Annotated in this window: 17 protein-coding genes; 8 read left to right on the top strand and 9 right to left on the bottom strand. The window is 63.5% G+C overall.

What is annotated here, in order from left to right; genetic code table 11:
• Nucleotides 1-82: 82 nt before the first annotated feature.
• Nucleotides 83-1054, bottom strand: a complete 972-nt coding sequence (locus CV770_RS36105) for an aliphatic sulfonate ABC transporter substrate-binding protein (RefSeq protein ID WP_201760186.1) — start codon at nt 1052-1054, stop codon at nt 83-85.
• A 188-nt stretch (nt 1055-1242) separates the two neighbouring features.
• Here CV770_RS36105 and CV770_RS36100 point away from each other — a divergent pair, with 188 nt between their 5' ends.
• A complete protein-coding gene (locus CV770_RS36100; protein WP_091964527.1) occupies nt 1243-4032 on the top strand; it encodes a [protein-PII] uridylyltransferase in 2790 nt (929 codons plus the stop codon).
• Between the two features lie 48 nt (nt 4033-4080).
• On the opposite strand, the gene CV770_RS36095 is transcribed toward CV770_RS36100, so the two are convergent.
• Nucleotides 4081-4986: a LysR family transcriptional regulator gene (locus CV770_RS36095; RefSeq protein WP_502693635.1), complete on the bottom strand. Its 906-nt coding sequence runs from the start codon at nt 4984-4986 to the stop codon at nt 4081-4083.
• 184 nt (nt 4987-5170) lie between these two features.
• On the opposite strand from CV770_RS36095, the gene CV770_RS36090 reads away from it, so the two are divergent.
• Nucleotides 5171-5539 carry a nuclear transport factor 2 family protein gene (locus CV770_RS36090; protein WP_245323670.1) on the top strand — a complete coding sequence of 123 codons (369 nt, stop codon included), beginning with the start codon at nt 5171-5173 and terminating at the stop codon, nt 5537-5539.
• An 81-nt stretch (nt 5540-5620) separates the two neighbouring features.
• Here the strand turns inward: CV770_RS36090 and CV770_RS36085 are convergent, their stop codons facing one another.
• Nucleotides 5621-6151, bottom strand: coding sequence for a methylated-DNA--[protein]-cysteine S-methyltransferase (locus CV770_RS36085; protein WP_104465730.1), 531 nt, complete (start codon nt 6149-6151; stop codon nt 5621-5623).
• Nucleotides 6152-6190: 39 nt separating this feature from the next.
• Between CV770_RS36085 and CV770_RS36080 the strand changes: the two genes are divergently transcribed.
• The 3 genes from CV770_RS36080 (at nt 6191) to CV770_RS36070 (ending at nt 9415) form a co-directional block, all read left to right on the top strand.
• Complete coding sequence (locus CV770_RS36080; protein WP_201760185.1) at nt 6191-6604, top strand: DUF1304 domain-containing protein; 414 nt, start codon at nt 6191-6193, stop codon at nt 6602-6604.
• 162 nt (nt 6605-6766) lie between these two features.
• Nucleotides 6767-8008 carry an ABC transporter substrate-binding protein gene (locus tag CV770_RS36075; protein ID WP_104465729.1) on the top strand — a complete coding sequence of 414 codons (1242 nt, stop codon included), beginning with the start codon at nt 6767-6769 and terminating at the stop codon, nt 8006-8008.
• Between the two features lie 186 nt (nt 8009-8194).
• Complete coding sequence (locus CV770_RS36070; RefSeq protein WP_165637666.1) at nt 8195-9415, top strand: ABC transporter substrate-binding protein; 1221 nt, start codon at nt 8195-8197, stop codon at nt 9413-9415.
• Nucleotides 9416-9607: 192 nt separating this feature from the next.
• Here CV770_RS36070 and CV770_RS36065 read toward each other — a convergent pair whose 3' ends face one another.
• A complete protein-coding gene (locus CV770_RS36065; protein ID WP_104465728.1) occupies nt 9608-10033 on the bottom strand; it encodes a DUF1330 domain-containing protein in 426 nt (141 codons plus the stop codon).
• Between the two features lie 182 nt (nt 10034-10215).
• Between CV770_RS36065 and CV770_RS36060 the strand changes: the two genes are divergently transcribed.
• Complete coding sequence (locus tag CV770_RS36060; RefSeq protein ID WP_104465727.1) at nt 10216-12429, top strand: transglycosylase domain-containing protein; 2214 nt, start codon at nt 10216-10218, stop codon at nt 12427-12429.
• A gap of 312 nt (nt 12430-12741) precedes the next feature.
• On the opposite strand, the gene CV770_RS36055 is transcribed toward CV770_RS36060, so the two are convergent.
• The 4 genes from CV770_RS36055 to CV770_RS36040 form a co-directional block, all read right to left on the bottom strand.
• A complete protein-coding gene (locus CV770_RS36055) occupies nt 12742-13581 on the bottom strand; it encodes a M48 family metallopeptidase (RefSeq protein WP_091964544.1) in 840 nt (279 codons plus the stop codon).
• Nucleotides 13582-13799: 218 nt separating this feature from the next.
• The gene (locus CV770_RS36050) at nt 13800-15128 is read right to left on the bottom strand and encodes a polyhydroxyalkanoate depolymerase (protein ID WP_091964546.1); all 1329 of its coding nucleotides are present in this window, start codon (nt 15126-15128) and stop codon (nt 13800-13802) included.
• Nucleotides 15129-15249: 121 nt separating this feature from the next.
• A complete protein-coding gene (locus CV770_RS36045) occupies nt 15250-16068 on the bottom strand; it encodes an ABC transporter permease (RefSeq protein WP_104465726.1) in 819 nt (272 codons plus the stop codon).
• A gap of 100 nt (nt 16069-16168) precedes the next feature.
• On the bottom strand, nt 16169-16972 hold the full coding sequence (locus tag CV770_RS36040; RefSeq protein WP_104465725.1) for an ABC transporter ATP-binding protein: 804 nt from the start codon (nt 16970-16972) through the stop codon (nt 16169-16171).
• 103 nt (nt 16973-17075) lie between these two features.
• Here CV770_RS36040 and CV770_RS36035 point away from each other — a divergent pair, with 103 nt between their 5' ends.
• Nucleotides 17076-18398 carry an ActS/PrrB/RegB family redox-sensitive histidine kinase gene (locus tag CV770_RS36035; protein WP_104465724.1) on the top strand — a complete coding sequence of 441 codons (1323 nt, stop codon included), beginning with the start codon at nt 17076-17078 and terminating at the stop codon, nt 18396-18398.
• Between the two features lie 103 nt (nt 18399-18501).
• On the top strand, nt 18502-19056 hold the full coding sequence (locus CV770_RS36030; protein WP_008141807.1) for an ActR/PrrA/RegA family redox response regulator transcription factor: 555 nt from the start codon (nt 18502-18504) through the stop codon (nt 19054-19056).
• Between the two features lie 124 nt (nt 19057-19180).
• Here CV770_RS36030 and CV770_RS36025 read toward each other — a convergent pair whose 3' ends face one another.
• Complete coding sequence (locus tag CV770_RS36025) at nt 19181-19672, bottom strand: MmcB family DNA repair protein (protein WP_104465723.1); 492 nt, start codon at nt 19670-19672, stop codon at nt 19181-19183.
• Nucleotides 19673-19675 lie beyond the last annotated feature (3 nt).

The raw sequence follows: 19675 nt of genomic DNA, 5'->3' as shown, positions 1-19675 counted from the left end.
GTGCCCGAGCGGAGAGATCACCCCACCCCGCTCGCGCTGCGCGCGATCGACCCTCCCCCTCCAGGGGAGGGTAAGAGAGAGATCAATTCGTCGGCAGCGGGACCTGGTCGTCGATCAGAGCATCCAGCGTCGCCTTCACGTCGACCTTGGCATCGACGACACCGGCCTGTTGCAGCGCGAGGCCGGCGGCGAGGATCGACTCGCGCTGCGGCGCGCCGATGCGGCTGTGGGTGAGCTCGGTGCGCTCCTTGAGCTGCTTGTCGACGACGGCCTCGGGGAGTTTTGTGACCGCGATGAAGGTCTTCTTCAGCTCGTCGTAATTGGCCAGCGAATATTTGCGCGCCTCCTCATACACCGCGAGGACGCGGCGGGCAGCGTCGGGATGGTCCTTCAAAAACTGCTCGCGCACATTGAGGATGCCCCAGGTGTTGGCGTCGGCCTTGCGGTAGAACAGCTTTGCGCCCTCCTCGACCTCGGCCTGCGCCATCATTGGATCGAGGCCGGCCCAGGCATCGACGTCGCCGCGGATCAGCGCGGTCTTGCCGTCGGCGTGCTGGAGCAGCACCGGGGTGATGTCCTTTTCGGTGAGGCCCGCCCCGAGCAGCGCGCGCACCAGGAAGATGTGCGGATCGGTGCCGCGCGTCACCGCGACGCGCTTGCCCTTGAGGTCGGCTACGCCGGCGATCTTGGAATCCTTTGATGTCACCAGCGCCGTCCACTCAGGGCGCGAATAGACATAGATCGACTTGATCGGGTTGCCGTTGATGCGGGCGACCAGCGCCGCCGAACCCGCCGTCGAGCCGAAATCGATCGAGCCGGCGTTGAGGAATTCGAGCGCCTTGTTGGAGCCAGCCGACTGCACCCAGGTGACGGTGATGCCGTCCTTGGCGAACTCCTTCTCCAGGAGCCCCTTCTGCTTCAGAACCATCGACACCGGATTGTAAGTCGCCCAGTCGATGCGGATTTCCTTGAGCGGATCGGCCGCCTTGGCCGCGGGGGTCACGGCGAGCGCAACCGCCCCCGCCAACAGAATGCGTCGTGTAATTCCGGGCATGCCCAGCCTCCTCCAAAACTTCATTGTTTTTCAATGAGTTATATCTAGAGGTCAACGAGAAAATCCGCCCCTCGAAAGCGCGCCGGCCGAGAACAGATTTGCCCAAAGCCGAACCTTTCCAGCATGGAACGACTATTGCCAGAGAATGGCGGGTGACAGCGCCTGTCACCTCTTATATCCGGTGAGACATGGACAGCGTCGCGACTGAGCACAAGGCCGAGGTGGACGATCGTTTCGACACTGCGCGGATCACCGCCGCGGTCGATGCGCTTGCCGAAAAGCACCAGGGACGCGAGGACGCGTTCCGCACCGCCATGGCGCAATTGCTCAAGGCCGAGCTGATCGCGGCACGCGCCGCGGCACAGGAAATCCTTCTTAAGGACCGCCACGGCCGGCGCTGCGCCGAGCGGCTCTGCCACGTGCAGGACGAGATCATCCGCATCCTGTATTCGGCGGCGACCCGCCATCTCTACCGCTCGCCGATCCCGAGCGGTGCCGAGCGCATGGCGGTGGTCGCGACCGGCGGCTACGGCCGCGGCCTGATGGCGCCCGAATCCGACATCGACCTGTTGTTCATCCTGCCCTACAAGCAGACCGCCTGGGGCGAGCAGGTCGCCGAAGCGATCCTCTATTGCCTCTGGGACATGGGGCTGAAGGTCGGCCACGCCACGCGATCGGTGGACGAGTCGATCCGGCAGGCGCGCGGCGACATGACCATCCGCACCGCGATCCTGGAGACGCGCTTCCTCACCGGCGACAAGCCGCTCTATGAGGAGCTGGTCGCGCGCTTCGACAAGGAGGTCGTGCAGGGCACCGCGTCCGAATTCGTCACAGCCAAGCTCGCCGAGCGCGAAGAGCGGCACCGCCGCGGCGGCCAGTCGCGCTATCTGGTCGAGCCCAACGTCAAGGACGGCAAGGGCGCCTTGCGCGACCTGCACACGCTGTTCTGGATCGCCAAATACGTCTACCGCGTCCGCGACACCGGCGAGCTGGTCGAGCGCGGCGTGTTCGATGCGCAGGAATACCGCAGCTTCCGCCGCTGCGCCGATTTCCTCTGGTCGGTGCGTTGCAATCTGCACTTCTACTCCGGCCGCGCCGAAGAGCGTCTCTCCTTCGACCTCCAGCGCGAGATCGCGGTGCGGCTCGGCTACACCTCGCATCCCGGCATGCAGGACGTCGAGCGCTTTATGAAGCACTACTTCCTGGTCGCCAAGGAAGTCGGCAACCTCACTGCCATCCTCTGCGCCAAGCTCGAGGACCAGCAGGCCAAGCCCGCGCCGGTCTTGAGCCGGATGATGGCGCGGCTGCGGCCGACCGCGGCGAAGCGGCGCGTCCCCGACAGCGACGACTTCATCGTCGACAACAACCGCATCAACGTCGCCGCGCCCGACGTGTTCAAGCACGACCCGGTTAATCTGATCCGCATCTTCCGCCTGGCGCAAAAGAACAACCTCGCCTTCCATCCGGATGCGATGCGCGACGTGACGCGGTCGCTCGGCCTGATCAACGCGCAGATGCGCGAGAATCCCGAGGCCAACCGGCTGTTCATGGAGATCCTGACCTCCGACAACGCCGAGATCGTGCTGCGGCGGATGAACGAGACCGGCGTGCTGGGCCAGTTCATCCGCGCCTTCGGCAAGATCGTCTCGATGATGCAGTTCAACATGTATCATCACTACACCGTCGATGAGCATCTGATCCGCTGCATCGGCTTCCTCCAGGACATCGAGCGCGGCGGCATCGAGGAGTTCACCCTCGCCAGCGATCTGATGCGCAAGTCCCGGCCCGAGCACCGGTCGGTGATCTACATCGCAACGCTGCTGCACGATGTCGCCAAGGGCCGACCGGAGGACCACTCGATCGCCGGCGCCAAGGTGGCGCGCCGGCTGTGCCCGCGGCTTGGGTTCAGCCCGGCCGACACCGAACTCATCGCCTGGCTGATCGAGGAGCATCTGACGATGTCTACGGTCGCGCAGTCGCGCGACCTCTCGGATCGCAAGACCATCGAGAATTTCGCCGCCGTGGTGCAGTCGGTCGAGCAGATGAAGCTGCTGACGATCCTGACCACCGCCGACATCCGCGGCGTCGGTCCCGGGGTTTGGAACGGCTGGAAGGCGCAACTCTTGCGCTCGCTGTACTACGAGACCGAGCCGGTGCTGACCGGCGGCTTCTCGGAAGTCGACCGCGGCAAGCGCCTCACCGCCGCTTACGCCGAATTCCGAAATGCCTTCGCCGAATGGCCGGCGGAGGAGCTCGATGCCTATATCGGCCGGCACTATCCGGCCTACTGGCTCAAGGTCGAGCTGCCGCGAAAAATCCGCCACGCCCGCTTCGTCCGCTCCAGCGAACAGGCCGGCCACAAGCTCGCGATCAATGTCGGCTTCGACGAGGTGCGCGGCGTCACCGAGTTGACGATCTTCGCTGCCGACCATCCCTGGCTGCTGTCGATCATCGCCGGCGCCTGCGCCTCGGCCGGCGCCAACATCGTCGACGCCCAGATCTACACCACGACCGACGGCCGCGCGCTCGACACCATCTCGATCTCGCGCGAATACGACCGCGACGAGGACGAGGGACGGCGCGCCACGCGCATCGGCGAGATGATCGAGGACGTGCTCGAAGGCAAGCTGCGCCTGCCCGAAGTGGTGGCGCGGCGCACCGTGCGCAGCAAGGCACGGCCCTTCGTGATCGAGCCGGAAGTGACCATCAACAACCAATGGTCCGACCGCTACACCGTGATCGAGGTCTCCGGCCTCGACCGGCCCGGCCTGCTCTACGAGCTGACCACCGCGATTTCGAAGCTCAACCTCAATATTGCGTCAGCCCACGTCGCGACCTTCGGCGAGCGCGCCCGCGACGTGTTCTACGTTACCGACCTCCTGGGTGCGCAGATCAGCGCGCCGACCCGCCAGGCCGCGATCAAGAGCGCGCTGACCCATGTGATGGCCGGCGACAAGGCGGTCCAGCCGGCGGCGTGACTTTCCTTCGTCACTCCGCGCTCGCGGCTAATGGGCCCTGCCCCCTAACTATCTTCGCGCCGACTTTTGTCCAGAGTGTCGTAGCGCGTTCACGAGCGCAGACAGCGCGGCTGGTTGATGCTGACGGCTGGGATAATACATGAAGAAGCCGGGAATTGGCGGCGTCCAATCCTCCAGCACCCGAATAAGACGGCGCTTCGCAATATGTTCGGCGACCTGCTCTTCATAAGCGAGTCCGATACCAACTCCGGCGAGCGCCGCCTGAATCACCAGGTGAGTGTCGTCAATGATGAGCGGGCCATTCACGTTGATCGTGACCGACTTTCGTCCTTGCTCAAACTCCCACCGATATGGACCACCTGCGAGGCGCAGGGTCATGCACCGATGATCGCTCAGATCCTTCGGCTTTTCGGGGATGCGCCGTGAAGCGAAATAGCGCGGCGACCCTATGACCGCCAATCGCAGTTCGGGCGTGACGCGAACCGCGATCATGTCCTTTTGAATGTACTCGCCAAGCTGAATACCGGCATCGAACTCGCCTGCAACGAGGTCCACTGGGCCAGTGACGGTGACGACGTCCAGAACGATGTCGGGGTAGGCCTCAGCGAAAGCCCTGAGACGCGGTAACAGTACCATCACCGCAGCCGATCGCGACATGACGATTCGAAGGCGACCTTCGGGCCGGCGCCGAATGCTTTGGGCTTTGTCGAGGGCATGACGAATTTGCTCAAGTGCCGGAGACAGATCTTCCAGGAGAGCCGCTCCCGCAGCGGTCGGCGCAACGCTCTTGGTCGTTCGAGCAAGCAGCTTCAGCTCGAGCCGGTGCTCAAGCCTCCGGATCGTGTGGCTCAAGGCAGACTGCGACACACCCAGCTTTATCGCGGCGCGTGTAAAGCTTCGTTCGCGGGCCACGATTGCAAACGCGGCGAGGTCGTTCATTTCGTCTGTCATCATCATGAATATCGCTCATGAGCCCATGCCATTCAAGACGCCTAGTCTCATAAGTCACCTTGCCGTAGGTTTTTGCGCGAGCACGGGAGACGGACCTGCACTGCTTCTGCGCGGGGAGCGGACCGACGCTCGGCACAGCTGGCCGGACCGCATGAATGAGTCCGGTACAAGAGCCTTGAGGATGACAATGGATACGGACGTTTCCGCCTTGCGCTCGCTTGCACAGACCTATTTCGATGCTGCCTATGAAATGGATGCTGAGAAATTTGCATCCATATTTCACCCCTCGAGTTCCGTGACGAAGGTCGCCGAGGACGGCAAATTGGGCGTGACGCCGATTGCGTCCTGGCTAGCAGTGGTCCGCAACACGAAGGCTCCGAAGCAACAGGGCTTCGAGCGCGAAGATCAGATCCTATCAATAGACGTTGAAAGCGAGCTCGCGCTTCTGAAAGTCAAATTGCGCATTCCGCCGCGCTCCTTCACAGACCTGCTGTCATGCTTGAAGGTGAACGGGACCTGGAAAATAGTTCAGAAAGTGATGACGTCGAAAGTCTGACGGTTTCGTTACGTCAGGCAGCGTCCATGAGGCAGGGGCGGCCATGGGCGCGGTTCGCTCGACACATTCTCAACCGGACTCTCAGACCTCCACCCCCTCATGCCGCAACAGCCAGCGCTTGCGCTCGAGCCCGCCGCCGTATTTCACCAGCGAGCCGTCCGCGCCGATCAAGCGGTGGCAGGGCAGCACCACGCTGATCGGATTGGAGCCGTTGGCATGACCGACGGCACGAATGGCTTTTGGCAAGTCGATCTTTGCGGCCAGCGCGCCGTAGCTCATCGTGGTGCCGGCGGGGATGTGAGCCAGCGCGTTCCAGACCTTCTGCTGGAACGGCGTGCCGGCGATGCGCCATGCGATGGCCGAGAGCTGACCGAGATCGCCTTCGAAGTAACCCGACAGCGCCGTCCGCATGGATGCAGGCGCAGGCCGGTCACTGAGATCGACCGCACCGTAGTGCAAGCGCAAGAGCTCGCGCATGCGATGCTCATAGTCTTCCCAGTCCAGCGCGCGTAGCGCCCCCTCGGCATCGGTGATGAGCAAAGCAATCCCGATCGGCGTCGTCAGGCGATCGAGGCCGAAGCTTGCAGACGGTTTGGTTGATCGCCCGGGCATGGTGGCACCATTGCATCGAAACATGCCATCGCACTTGCCATGCCGGCCGTGCTATCGTCCACCCGAAAGCTGACGCTGGGGGAGCTCAACTTGATCCTGATCGCCAATATCCTGGTGGCGCTGGTCGCCGCACTGCACGTCTTCTTCCTGATCCTTGAGATGTTCCTCTGGGACAAGCCGCAGGGCCTGAAGGTGTTTCGCAATACGCCGGAGAAGGCCGAGATCACGAAGGTGCTGGCCGCCAATCAGGGTCTCTATAACGGCTTCCTCGCCGCCGGCCTGATCTGGGGTCTCATCCACGGCAACCCGGCCTTCGCATTCCAGATCAAGGCGTTCTTCCTGCTTTGCGTGATCGTGGCCGGCGCCTATGGTGCCGCGACCGTCAGCAGCCGCATCCTGATGGTGCAGGCGCTGCCGGCGGCGCTCGCGCTGGTCGCGTTGTTCCTGGCCTGAGACGCCCGACCTAGGACTCCCTGGCCTGAGACGCTACGGCGCAGCGCCGCGATCCTTGCGCGGCGGCGAAGCTTCCTCCACAATCTTCGGCAGCGATGGCAACCGTTGCAATCAACGGGAAAAGACCATCGGCCGAAAATTCCGTCAGGAGGAACAACCAACATGACCAATCGCAGAGCCTTCTTAGCTGCCACGACAGCGCTCGCCTTCGCGTTCTCCGCGAACCAAGCCTTCGTAAGCGAAGCCTTCGCCCAGAAGAAATACGACACCGGGGCGACCGACACCGAGATCAAGATCGGCCAGACCGTGCCGTTCTCCGGCGCCTACTCCGTCTACGCCAATATCGGCAAGACCCAGGCCGCCTACTTCAAGATGATCAACGATCAGGGCGGCATCAACGGCCGCAAGATCAATCTGATCCAGTATGACGACGCCTATTCGCCGCCGAAGACGGTGGAGCAGGTGCGCAAGCTCGTCGAGGGCGACGAGGTGCTGTTCACCTTCCAGCTCATCGGCACCGCGGCCAATGCCGCCGTGCAAAAATATCTCAACGGCAAGAAGGTGCTGCAGTTGCTGGCCTCGACCGGCGCGGCCCGCTTCAACGATCCCCAGAACTATCCCTGGACCATCGCCTACAATCCCAACTACGTGTCCGAGGGACGCATCTACGCCAAATACATTCTCAAGGAGCATCCGAGCGCCAAGATCGGCGTGCTCTACCAGAACGACGACATGGGCCGCGACTATCTCGCGGGCCTCAAGAGCGGCCTCGGCGACAAGGCTGCCAGCATGATCGTCGGCGAGGTCTCCTACGAGGTCACCGACCCGACCGTCGATTCCCAGGTGGTCAAGCTGAAGTCGATGGGCGTCGACGTGTTCTTCGATGCCTCGACGCCGAAATTCGCGGCCCAGGCGATCAAGAAGCTCGCCGACCTCGGCTGGACGCCGGTGCATATCCTCGACATCAATGCGAGCCCGATCTCGGCGACGCTGAAGCCGGCCGGCCTCGACATCTCCAAGGGCATCATCTCGACCCAATATGGCAAGGAGCCCAGCGATCCCCAGTGGAAGGACGATCCCGGCGTGAAGGCCTTCTTCGCCTTCATGGACAAGTATTTCCCGGAAGGCGACAAGCTCAACACCGTCAACACCTACGCCTATTCGGTGGCGGAGCTGCTGGTGCAGGTCCTGAAGCAATGCGGCGACGATCTGACCCGTGAGAACATCATGAAGCAGGTCGCCAACATCAAGGACTTCACGCCGAGCTTCGCGCTGCCCGGCATCAAGATCAACACCGGGCCGAACGACTTCCGTGTCAACAAGCAGATGCAGATGATGAAGTTCAACGGCGAACGCTGGGAGCTGTTCGGACCGATCATCGAGGACACGGGACCGTCGGGCTAGTTCCGATCTCGTAGGGTGGGTTACGCCTGGCGGACTGCGCTTCGCGCAGCCCGCAAGGCTAACCCACCCTACGAACGCCCACCTTGCGTCGCAACAATCGTTCCTCCACACTCGCCCTCAGCGATGGCATCGGACGCACCGTGCGGCCGGCAGATCATCGGCAAAAACAGACTGAGGGAATTGCGAATGAGGAATGGAAAGCTGCATCTGGCCACGGCGCTTGCTCTGGCGCTGTCGATTTCAGCGGCCAATGCCCAGAAGAAATATGATCCGGGCGCCAGCGACACCGAGATCAAGGTCGGACAGACTGTGCCGTTCTCGGGGCCGGCATCGGCCTATGCCACGATCGGCAAGACGCAGGCCGCCTATTTCAAGATGATCAACGACCAGGGCGGCATCAACGGCCGCAAGATCAACCTGATTCAATATGACGACGCCTATTCGCCGCCAAAGGCGGTGGAGCAGGTGCGCAAGCTCGTCGAGAGCGACGAGGTGCTGCTGACCTTCCAGATCGTCGGCACGCCGTCGAACGCAGCCGTGCAGAAATATCTCAACTCCAAGAAGGTGCCGCAGCTGTTCGCCGCCACCGGCGCCTCGAAGTTCACCGATCCGAAGAACTTCCCGTGGACCATGGGCTACAACCCGAACTATTTCGTCGAGGGCCGCATCTACGGCCAGTACGTCCTGAAGGAGCATCCGAACGCTAAGATCGGCGTGCTTTATCAGAACGACGATCTCGGCAAGGACTATCTGAACGGCATCAAGGCCGGCCTCGGCGACAAGGCTGGCAAGATGATCGTGACGGAAGCGTCCTACGAGGTATCCGATCCGACCATCGACTCGCAGATTCTCAAGATCAAGGATGCCGGCGCCGATCTGTTCTTCAGCGCGACCACGCCGAAGCAGGCCGCGCAGGCGATCAAGAAGATCGCGGAGATGGGCTGGCATCCGGTGCAGATCGTCGACATCAACGCCACCTCGGTCGGCGCGGTGATGAAGCCGGCGGGCCTCGAGGCGTCCAAGGGCGTGATCAGCGTCAACTACGGCAAGGATCCGCTCGATCCGGCCTGGAAGGACGATGCCGGCATGAAGAAATATTTCGACTTCATGGCGAAGTACTATCCTGACGGCGACAAGGATTCGAGCTTCAACACCTATGGCTACGGCACCGCCCAGCTGCTGGTGCACGTGCTGAAGCAGTGCGGCGACAACCTGACGCGCGAGAACGTCATGAAGCAGGCCGCGTCGCTGAAGGACTTCATCGGCGACATCGCGCTGCCCGGCATCAAGGCCAACACCTCGGCGACCGACTACCGCGTCAACAAGCAGCTTCAGATGATGAAGTTCAACGGCGAGCGCTGGGAGCTGTTCGGCCCGATCCTGGAGGATGCGGGTCCGGCGGGTTAGGCGAAGAGTTCTGAAATGCAATCGGCGGCCTGCGGGCCGCCGAACTTTTTGGAGCTATCCCCGTCACCCTGAGGTGGCCGCTTCTTCAGCGGCCCTCGAAGGGCGACGGCCCCGCGTGGTGGCCGTACATCCTTCGAGGCTCGCAAGAGCTCGCACCTCGGGATGACGGAGAGAGATCGCCGATTTGGCGGCCTACTCCGGTATCTCTCCAAAATTCTTCCCGATCGGCAGCACGGCGTGCCGGATCAGCCGCGAGTCCTCCACAGCAGCCTGGCGATGCTTGACCGCCTCGCGGTAGACGGGATCGCGGATCATCTCGACGAAGGCTCCGACATCAGGATATTCGGCGATGAAGCAATGGTCCCAGCGCTCGTCCTGCGGACCGATCAGCATCAGCTCGAACTTGCCCTGCCAGACGATCCGGCCGCCGAGGCGCTCGAACACCGGGCCGCTCTCGCGGCCATAGGCCGCGTAGGCTTCGGCGCCGCTTGCCTTGCGGCCGTCCGGATAGGCCGCCTCCTTGCGCAGGCGCACCAGATTGAGCATGTGGATCGGCCCGGGACGGTCGTTCTCCCGGAATTGCGCAAAAATCTCCTTGGTCGGATCGATATGGCCCATGTGTGTTTCCTCTGCGTGTTTCCTCGTGTTTTGTGCCGGCGATCCTAGCTCCGTCGTCCAATCAGCGGAACTGCAGCGGGCGAATGCCCCACCTCCTAATCGCGCGTTAAGGTCTGGGTAACCGGGCCTTAAACAGCGACCGCTAGCGTGCGGCGGGGCGGGCTGACCGGGCGTTTTTGCGTATGGCGTGGGGAAAGAAAAAGGGTGGGCGGAAGGAGCCGCTGTTCGGCTTGCCCGCGGCGCTCGCCGATCTGCGCCTGACCGCGGCGGATCGCATCCCCGGCGGCGACGACAAGCCGAAGAAATCAACGAAATCATCTGCCAAGCGCAAGAGCGAGGATTCCGGTGACGAGCCGCCGCGCGAGCGGAAAGCGCAAGCCAGCCGCAGCGGTGCCAAGCGCCGGTCGAAGTCACGTATTGGCGCCAGCATCGGCCGCCTGGTCTATTGGGGCGCGGTGCTCGGCCTGTGGGGCGCGATCGCCGTGATCGGCGTCGTGATCTATGTCGGCGCCCATCTGCCGCCGATCCAGTCGCTGGAGATCCCCAAGCGGCCGCCGACGATCCAGATCGTCGGCATCGACGGCAGCATGCTGGCGCAGCGCGGCGAGATGGCCGGCGCCAATGTCTCGCTGAAGGATTTGCCGCCGTATCTGCCGAAGGCCTTCATTGCCATCGAGGACCGCCGCTTCTATTCGCATTTCGGCATCGACCCGATCGGCATCCTGCGCGCCCTCGTCACCAACGTCATGCATCGCGGCGTCTCGCAGGGCGGCTCGACGTTGACGCAGCAGCTCGCCAAGAACCTGTTCCTGACCCAGGAGCGCACCATGCAGCGCAAGCTGCAGGAGGTGGAGCTCGCGATCTGGCTGGAGCGCAAGCACTCCAAGAACGAGATCCTGGAGCTCTATCTCAACCGCGTCTATTTCGGCTCGGGCGCCTATGGCGTCGAAGCTGCCGCGCAGAAATATTTCGGCAAGTCGGCGAAGAACGTCACGGTCGCCGAGGCCGCGATGCTGGCCGGTCTCGTCAAATCGCCCTCGCGCCTTGCGCCGAACCGCAACCCCGAAGGCGCCGAAGCGCGCGCGCAAATCGTGCTTGCGGCGATGGCGGACGCGAAGTTCATCACGGATGCGCAGGCGCAGGCCTCGATCGGCCATCCCTCCTACAATGTGAAACCGGTCGGCGCCGGCACGGTCAATTACGTTGCCGACTGGATCGGCGAGGTGCTGGACGATCTGGTCGGCCAGATCGACGAGAGCATCAAGGTCGAGACCACGATCGATCCGAAGCTGCAGAGCGTGGCGGAAGCCGCCATCATCGACGAGCTCGCGGCCAAGAGCGTGAAGTTCAATGTCAGCCAGGGTGCGCTGGTGGCGATGACGCCTGATGGCGCGGTGCGCGCCATGGTGGGCGGGCGGAACTATTCCGAGAGCCAGTACAACCGCGCTGTGACGGCGAAACGCCAGCCAGGCTCCTCGTTCAAGCCGTTCGTCTATCTGACCGCGCTCGAGCAGGGCCTGACGCCTGATACGATGCGCCAGGACGCTCCGATCGAGGTCAAGGGCTGGCGACCCGAGAACTACACCCATGAATATTTCGGCGCGGTGACGCTGACGCAGGCGCTGGCGATGTCGCTCAACACGGTCGCCATTCGCCTCGGCCTCGAGGTCGGGCCGAAGAACGTGGTGCGTACCGCGCACCGGCTCGGCATCTCCTCCAAGCTCGAGCCCAACGCCTCAATCGCGCTCGGCACCTCCGAAGTCTCGGTGGTCGAGCTGGTCGGCGCCTACGCCCCCTTTGCCAATGGCGGTCTCGCGGTGGCGCCGCATGTCGTCACGCGGATCAAGACGCTGGGCGGCAAGCTGCTCTACATGCGCCAGCCTGAGGAGCACAATCAGGTCATCGACCCCCGCTATGTCGGCATGATGAACGCGATGATGCGGGAGACGCTGATATCAGGCACCGCCAAGAAGGCCGAGATCCCCGGCTGGCCCGCGGCCGGCAAGACTGGCACCAGCCAGGATTACCGCGACGCCTGGTTCATCGGCTACACCGCGAGCCTCGTCACCGGCGTCTGGCTCGGCAATGATGACAACTCGCCGACCAAGAAGGCGACCGGCGGCGGCCTGCCGGTGGAAGTGTGGTCGCGCTTCATGAAGGCGGCGCATGAGGGTGTGCCGGTGGCAGCATTGCCGAGCACACAAGGTGGCTGGGGCCTGTCGAACCTCGCGCAGGCGGCTTCGCAGGTATCGGCGCCGACCGTGGCAGCGCCCGGGCCGGCGCCCGCAAGCAATGGCGGCTATCGCCCACCGCCGACGCGCGCCAATGCGCGGCCGGAAGCGGCGGCGGGGCTCGACGGCTGGCTGATGGACCGGCTGTTCGGCGGAAACCGATAGGCTCGGGCTGAGGTCTCCATGACCTCAAAACAAAAACTGCGAAAACAACCCCATGCACAGTAGCCGAAGATAACGAAATCAACGGCTTGCGTGGGCAGCCCAGACGCCTGAAGCACGCGCCTGGAAATCAGCGGCATCGCTTCGGCAAGTCCTGCCTAACATCGAGATTCATAACGACTGCCGCGGCGTACTGGGTCGCCCGGTCCCGTCTCCGCAAGGCTACGCCGGGCCCACAGTGGCGCTCGGCCGGCGAAGCCTTGGCGAAGACGGCAAGCCGGGCGACGACAGCGTTTGCCTGGCTGGCTGGGAGGATTAATCCTCGACCCCATACCGGTGCAGATCGTTGCCGTGGGTATCGAGCCACTTCTTGGCGCGCTCCATCGAGGGGCAGACTTTTCCGCACACGCGCCAGAACCGGGCCGAGTGGTTCATCTCGACGAGATGGGCGACCTCGTGCGCGGCGAGGTAGTCGAGCACGAAGGGCGGTGCGAGGATCAGGCGCCAGGAGAACGACAGCGAGCCGGCCGAGGTGCAGGAACCCCAGCGGCTGGACTGATCGCGGATCGAGAGGCGCTTGACCCTGACGCCGAGCTCGACGGCGTAAGCCTCCGCCGAACGCTGCAGGTCGCGGCGCGCCTCGCGCTTGAGGAAGTCGCTGACGCGGCGATCGACATGCTCGAGCCCGCCGGCGACGCAGAGAATGCGTTCGCCGCTATCGCGCGTCTCGGTCCACACCGTGCCGCGCGTGCCGGCGCGATGAACGATGCGATGCGACGTGCCGCGGAGCGGTATCACCGTGCCTGGCTGGAACGGCGCGGCCTTCGGCAAGCGACCGAGGCGCGCCGCGATCCACGCACCGTGGCGCTGCGCGAAGTCTTTTGCTTCGGCCAGCGTGCCGCGCGGCGGCATGGTGAGGATGGCTTCGCGATCGCTGGGGTGAATTCTCAGCGTGTAGCGGCGCGCCCGGCGATGCCGGCGCAATCGGATGGCAAAAAACTGCGATCCGTGGGTGATAACGAGGGTCTTCGGTTCGTGGGGCCGCCGATAGAGGAGAGCGCGAGTGGCCATGTCTGTCAGTCCGGGGGGCAGGAGGGCGCCCGGATTTTGCCATAACCGCCGCCAGGGAAAGCGCTCGGCGCAAAAACAAATCATTTGCCCAATATACAGCGGTCTGACGTCCGGGAGACCCTACAGACTGGGGTTGGAACCGGCTTTTTTCGCCCCCCGCTGGACGCATGCGGCATCCCCAAGAGGTGAGGGAGGACTCACTCCTATAAAGCTACCTAAATACCGCGAATCTGGAGGGAACCAGGCCCCGCCGGAGCCTCCGGCGGGGCCTGAATTTTCGACGGGAAAGCCGAAAACGAAGGTTATTCGGCCGCGAGAGCCTGCAATGAGCTCGGATTCGCAGCTGAGACCATGAAGTCATGGATTCGCGGAACGATTTCCGACTTGAAGCGCGAGCCGTTGAACACGCCGTAATGTCCAACGCCCTTCTGGACGTAATGAACACGGCGATGATCGGGGATCGAGCTGCACAATGCGTGCGTTGCTTCAGTCTGACCGAGACCCGAGATGTCGTCGTTCTCGCCTTCGACCGTCATCAACGCAACGCGCGTGACCTTGGAGGGATCCACGCGTGTTCCGCGATGGGTCATCTCGCCCTTCGGCAGCGAATGCTTCACGAACACGGTGTCGACCGTCTGCAGGTAATACTCGGCGGAGAGGTCCATCACCGCGAGATATTCGTCATAGAACTCGCGATGCTTGTCGACGAGGTCGCCGTCGCCCTTCACCAGATGGGCAAAGAGCTGCTTGTGAGCGTCCATGTGGCGGTCGAGATTCATGCTGATGAAGCCGTTGAGCTGCAAAAATCCCGGATAGACGTCGCGCATCATGCCGGGATGCGGGAACGGCACCTTGGTGATGACGTGGTTGCGGAACCAGTCGATGCCGCGCTCCTGGGCGAGATTGTTCACCGCCGTCGGATTGCGACGGGTGTCGATCGGGCCGCCCATCAGCGTCATCGAGGTCGGCACGAAGGGATCGCGCCGCGCCTCCATGATCGAGACGGCGGCGACGACGGGCACGGAGGGCTGGCACACCGCCATGACATGGGTGTTGCCGCCGAGGACGTGCAGCATCTCGATGACGTAGTCGATGTAATCGTCGAGATCGAAGCGGCCATCGCTGAGCGGCACCATGCGGGCATCGGCCCAATCGGTGATGTAGACCTCATGTGCGGGCAGGAAGGCCTCGACCGTGCCGCGCAGCAGCGTCGCATAATGCCCGGACATCGGCGCCACGATCAGCACGCGCGGCTGCGGGCTGCGCAGCGGACGAGCGAACTTGCGATCGAAGTAGAGCAGCCGGCAGAACGGCTTTTCCCAGACCGAGCGGACCTCGACGGGGACGCGGATGCCGTTGACCTCGGTGTCGTCGAGGCCCCATTCCGGCTTGCCGTAGCGGCGCGTGGTGCGCTCGAACAATTCGCAGGCGGCGGCAACCGACTTGCCGACCTCGGTGCGCGCCCAGGGATTGAGAGGATTCTGGAACAGCAGCTTGGTCGCGTCAGTGACCGCACGTGCCGGATTGAGAGAGGCGTGCGCCATCTCGTACATCCAGTACATCGGCGTCGTCAGGACCGGACTGCCTTCTGCAGCCAGGGGCGGTGCGCCGCCGAACTCACCAATAGGCATCGCTATATCCCTCTTCGCATCGCAGCATACTGCCGAATGCGCAATATTGCGTCAATGCATGGTTCCGTACATCTACGGAGCCGAAGCGGCTAAACCAGCCTGAATCCACGGGAAAGTGACGTTATTCACCGCCCGACAGCAGCGAGCCGTGCCGTTTGGCGCTGCGCAAAAGGGCAAGGAATGATGCAAAAGATGCAACCAGAAAGACGGCGTTGATGGCCAGCGCCTCCAGCATCAGATCGGCGCGGAAGGTGTTTTCGATCAGCAGCGCGCGCATCCCCTCGAAGGCATAGGTCGGCGGCAACGCCCAAGCGACGTATTGCAGCCAGACCGGCAATACGCTGACGGGATAGTAGACGCAGGCAAGCGGCAGGATCGCGAACATCAGGGTCCAGACGATGCTCTCGGCGCCGAGCCCGTTTCGCAGCACGAGACCCGACACGAAGATGCCGACCGACCAGCTCGTGAAGATCAGATTGCAGAAGAATGCGATCAGCGGCAGGCCCAGGGCATAGACATTGAAGTGAAACATGAACAGCGCGAGCAAGGTCATCGGAATGATCCCGATCGCAAGCCGGATCAGACTCATGACCATCAGCGACAGCAGAAACTCGATCGGCCTCAAGGGGCTCATCATGAGGTTGCCGATGTTGCGCGCCCACATCTCCTCCAGGAACGAGATGGAGAAGCCGAGCTGCCCGCGGAACAGGATGTCCCAGAGGATGACGGCGCCGATCAGCGTGCCGCCGGCGCGCGCGAAGAAATTGGAATTCTCGGCGATGTAATACTGGATGAAGCCCCAGGTGATGACCTGCAGCGCCGGCCAGTACAGCAGTTCGAGCAGCCGCGGCCAGGACGACAGCAGGAGGTACCAGTAGCGCAGGATCATCGCACCAATGCGATGCGGGGAGATGCCGCGGTGGATGGTGATGTCGGTCATGGCCGCACCGCGTAGCCCGGATGAGCGAAGCGACATCCGGGACTTTGCTGAGCGTACTCCCGCGTATCGCTACGCTCACCCGGGCTACTATAGCTCCTCCTCACCTTGCCGCCTCCTTCGCGCCGTTCACCCGGCCGCGCGCGACGTCCAGAAACACCTCCTCCAGCGTGGTGCGATTGTAGCGCGCCATGATCGCCTCCGGCGTGTCGTCGTCCTCGATGCGACCGCGCTTCATGATGATGACACGGTCGCAGAGCCGCTCGACCTCGAGCATGTTGTGCGAAGCCAGGAGGATGGTGGCGTTGTTGTCCTTGCGATAACGTTCCAGATGCGCCCGCACCCAGTCGGCGGTATCCGGATCGAGCGAGGCGGTCGGCTCGTCCAGCAGCAGCAGCTCGGGCCGGTTGATCAGCGCTTTGGCGAGCGCGACCCGGGTCTTCTGCCCGGCCGACAGCTTGCCGTTGGCGCGGTCGATGAATTCGGTGAGATCGAGATCATCCGCGAGTTCGGCGACGCGGCCGGCGAGGTTCTTCACCGCATAGAGCTTGCCGAACACGGTGAGATTCTGCCGCACCGTGAGCCGCATCGGCATGTCGACATAGGGGCTCTCGAAATTCATCCGCCCCAGCACGGCAGCGCTCTCCTCGGGCATCCTGTGACCGAGCACCTGCACGCGGCCGGAGGTCGGCAGCACCAGGCCCATGATCATCGCGATGGTCGTGGTCTTGCCGGCGCCGTTGCCGCCCAGAAGTCCGGTGATGGTGCCGCGCGGCAGCGAAAAGGAGATGTCGTCGACCGCGCGGGTCTGCTTGTAGATTTTGACGAGGTGTTCGACCGCGATCGCCGCGGACGAGCTGCGCTCCGCGACAGTCGGCCGACTTGAAGCCTTGTCATTCTCGGTCATGCTGGTCGTTCTTCTGCTATTGCAGCGGATAGCGCAAGGCTTGTAATCCGGTGGTTCCGCGAGCCCAGCGTTTGTGATCTGGAAGGCACCCCCATTGGCCGATATGACTGAAATTGCCGCTTCCGACTTTCGCCACGCGCAGCGGCATATCCGCCTGGACACGATCCTGCGGCTGCGCTGGCTGGCGGTGCTGGGCCAGCTCGCCGCGATCTTCATCGTGGCGCAGGGGCTGGAATTCAACGTCGAGATCGTCCCCTGCGTCAGCATCATCGCCTTGTCGGCAGCACTGAATCTGGCGCTCCAGACCGCGGCCAATCCGATGCAGCGGCTGGAGCCGATGCAGGCGGCCGGACTGCTGGCGCTGAACATCGTGGAACTGGCGGGCCTGCTGTATTTCACCGGCGGACTGCAGAACCCGTTCTCGTTCCTGTTCTTGGCGCCGGTGCTGATCTCGGCCACGGCGCTGCCGGCGCGCTTCACGTTCGGCCTCGGCGTGCTCGCCGTGGCCTGCGCCTCGGTCCTGTTCTTCTTCCATTTGCCGCTGCCGTGGGATTCCGACGATCCCCTGGTGCTGCCGCCGATCTATCTCGTCGGCGTCTGGCTCTCGATCGTGCTCGCGATCGGCGTCACCAGCCTCTACTCGTTCCAGGTGACCGAGGAGGCGCGCAAGCTCGCGGATGCGCTGGCCGCGACCGAGCTGGTGCTGACCCGCGAGCAGCATCTGACTCAGCTCGACGGGCTCGCCGCTGCGGCCGCGCACGAGCTCGGCACGCCGCTCGCGACGATCTTCCTGATCGCGCGCGAGCTGGAAAAGACGGTGAAGGACGCCAGCTTTGCCGCCGACCTGAAGACGCTGCGCGAGCAGACCCAGCGCTGCCGCGACATATTGAGCAAGATCACCCAGCTCTCCTCGACCGGCGCGCCGTTCGATCGCATGAAGCTGTCGGAGCTGATCGAGGAGGTGGTGGCCCCGCACCGCGATTTCGGCGTCGAGATCAAGGTGCGGATCGCGGTCGCCGCCGTGTCCGAGCCGGTCGGCTCGCGCAATCCGGCGATCCTCTACGGCGTCGGCAACATCGTCGAGAACGCGGTCGATTTCGCCCATACCACCGTCGAGGTGAACGCGTGGTGGAACAAGGACACGATCGAGCTTCTGATCTCCGACGACGGCCCCGGCATTCCGCCCGATATCCTGAACCGGATCGGCGAGCCCTATCTGTCGCGGCGGCGAAATACGGATGACGGCGGCGGTGAGCAACGCGGTCTCGGATTGGGCGTGTTCATCGCGCGCACCTTGCTGGAACGCACCGGCGCCAAGGTCTTGTTTACCAACCGGATCTTTCCGGAACACGGCGCGGTGGTGCAGATCACATGGCCGCGACAGCGTTTTGAGGCTATCGAGAGCCTCGAAGAAACAATAGGATAGGCCGCGACCTTGCGTCGCACAACAGGGCCGATCGACTATCGGCGGCCTTGGCACCGCCCGATTGCGAGGCCATATGTAGTCGCGTTGGAGAGAGGACAAAACCTTGAACGCCATCGCCGAACTGAACGAACAGACTGACCGCTCGCTGCTCATCGTGGAGGACGACAAGCCGTTCCTGGAGCGGTTGTCGCGCGCCATGGAAACGCGCGGCTTTGCGGTGACGTCATGCGACACCGTCTCGGATGGTCTTGCGCAGATCGGCAAGGCAGCGCCGGCATTCGCCGTGGTGGATTTGCGGCTCGGCGACGGCAACGGCCTCGACGTGGTCTCGGCGCTGAAGAAGAAGCGCCCGGATGCGCGTGCGATCGTGCTGACCGGCTACGGCAACATCGCCACCGCCGTCACCGCGGTAAAGATGGGCGCGATCGATTATCTCTCCAAGCCGGCGGATGCCGACGACGTCGTCGCGGCGCTGCTGTCGACCAGCGCGGAGAAATCCGAGCTGCCGACCAACCCGATGTCGGCCGACCGCGTGCGCTGGGAGCACATCCAGCGCATCTACGAGATGTGCAACCGCAACGTCTCGGAGACGGCGCGGCGGCTCAACATGCACCGCAGGACGTTGCAGCGCATTTTGGCCAAGCGCGCGCCGCGGTAGCGGTCTCGTAGGGTGGGCAAAGGCGCGAAGCGCCGTGCCCACCATCTCTGCATCGAACTTGATTGGCTTGAATGGTGGGCACGCTGCGCTTTGCCCACCCTACGGCACCTATGCTCCGGCGCCGCTACTCCCAAAATTCCGCGTGGCCCTGCGGATCAACCAGGCGATTGATCCGAAGCGCCGCCGCCATTCCAAACCGCAACGTCATCTGCTTGCGCGTGGCCGCAGCGAGCTTGTGCTCGGGCGCTTCGCAATGCAGGTGCGCGCCATAGGCATCCGCGATGATCAGGCCAGTGCCTTCCGGAAAGATCTCGCACGGCAGGTCCTGTGTGAAGGCGAAGAACAGCCGGTCGCAATGGGCGCGGTATTCGTGCCATTTCTGATCGGCGCGCAGATCCTCCACCGACGATTTGATCTCGACGATCCAGATTTCGCCACGCTCGTTCAGCGCCACGAGGTCGGCGCGCCGGCCCGAGGGCAGCGGCAATTCGCTGATACAGGTAAAGCCGAGCGAACGCAGCAGCCGCGCGGTGCCACGCGCGATGGCGAGCGCTGTTTCCGATTGGCGGCGATCCGGCGGCGGCACGAGGGCGATGTTGCGGGCGGGGCTGTCCATGGG

Origin of the sequence: Bradyrhizobium sp. AC87j1 (genome assembly GCF_002936975.1) — a bacterium.
GTDB classification, from domain to species: domain Bacteria; phylum Pseudomonadota; class Alphaproteobacteria; order Rhizobiales; family Xanthobacteraceae; genus Bradyrhizobium; species Bradyrhizobium shewense.
This window is presented reverse-complemented; position numbering and strand designations above follow the sequence as displayed.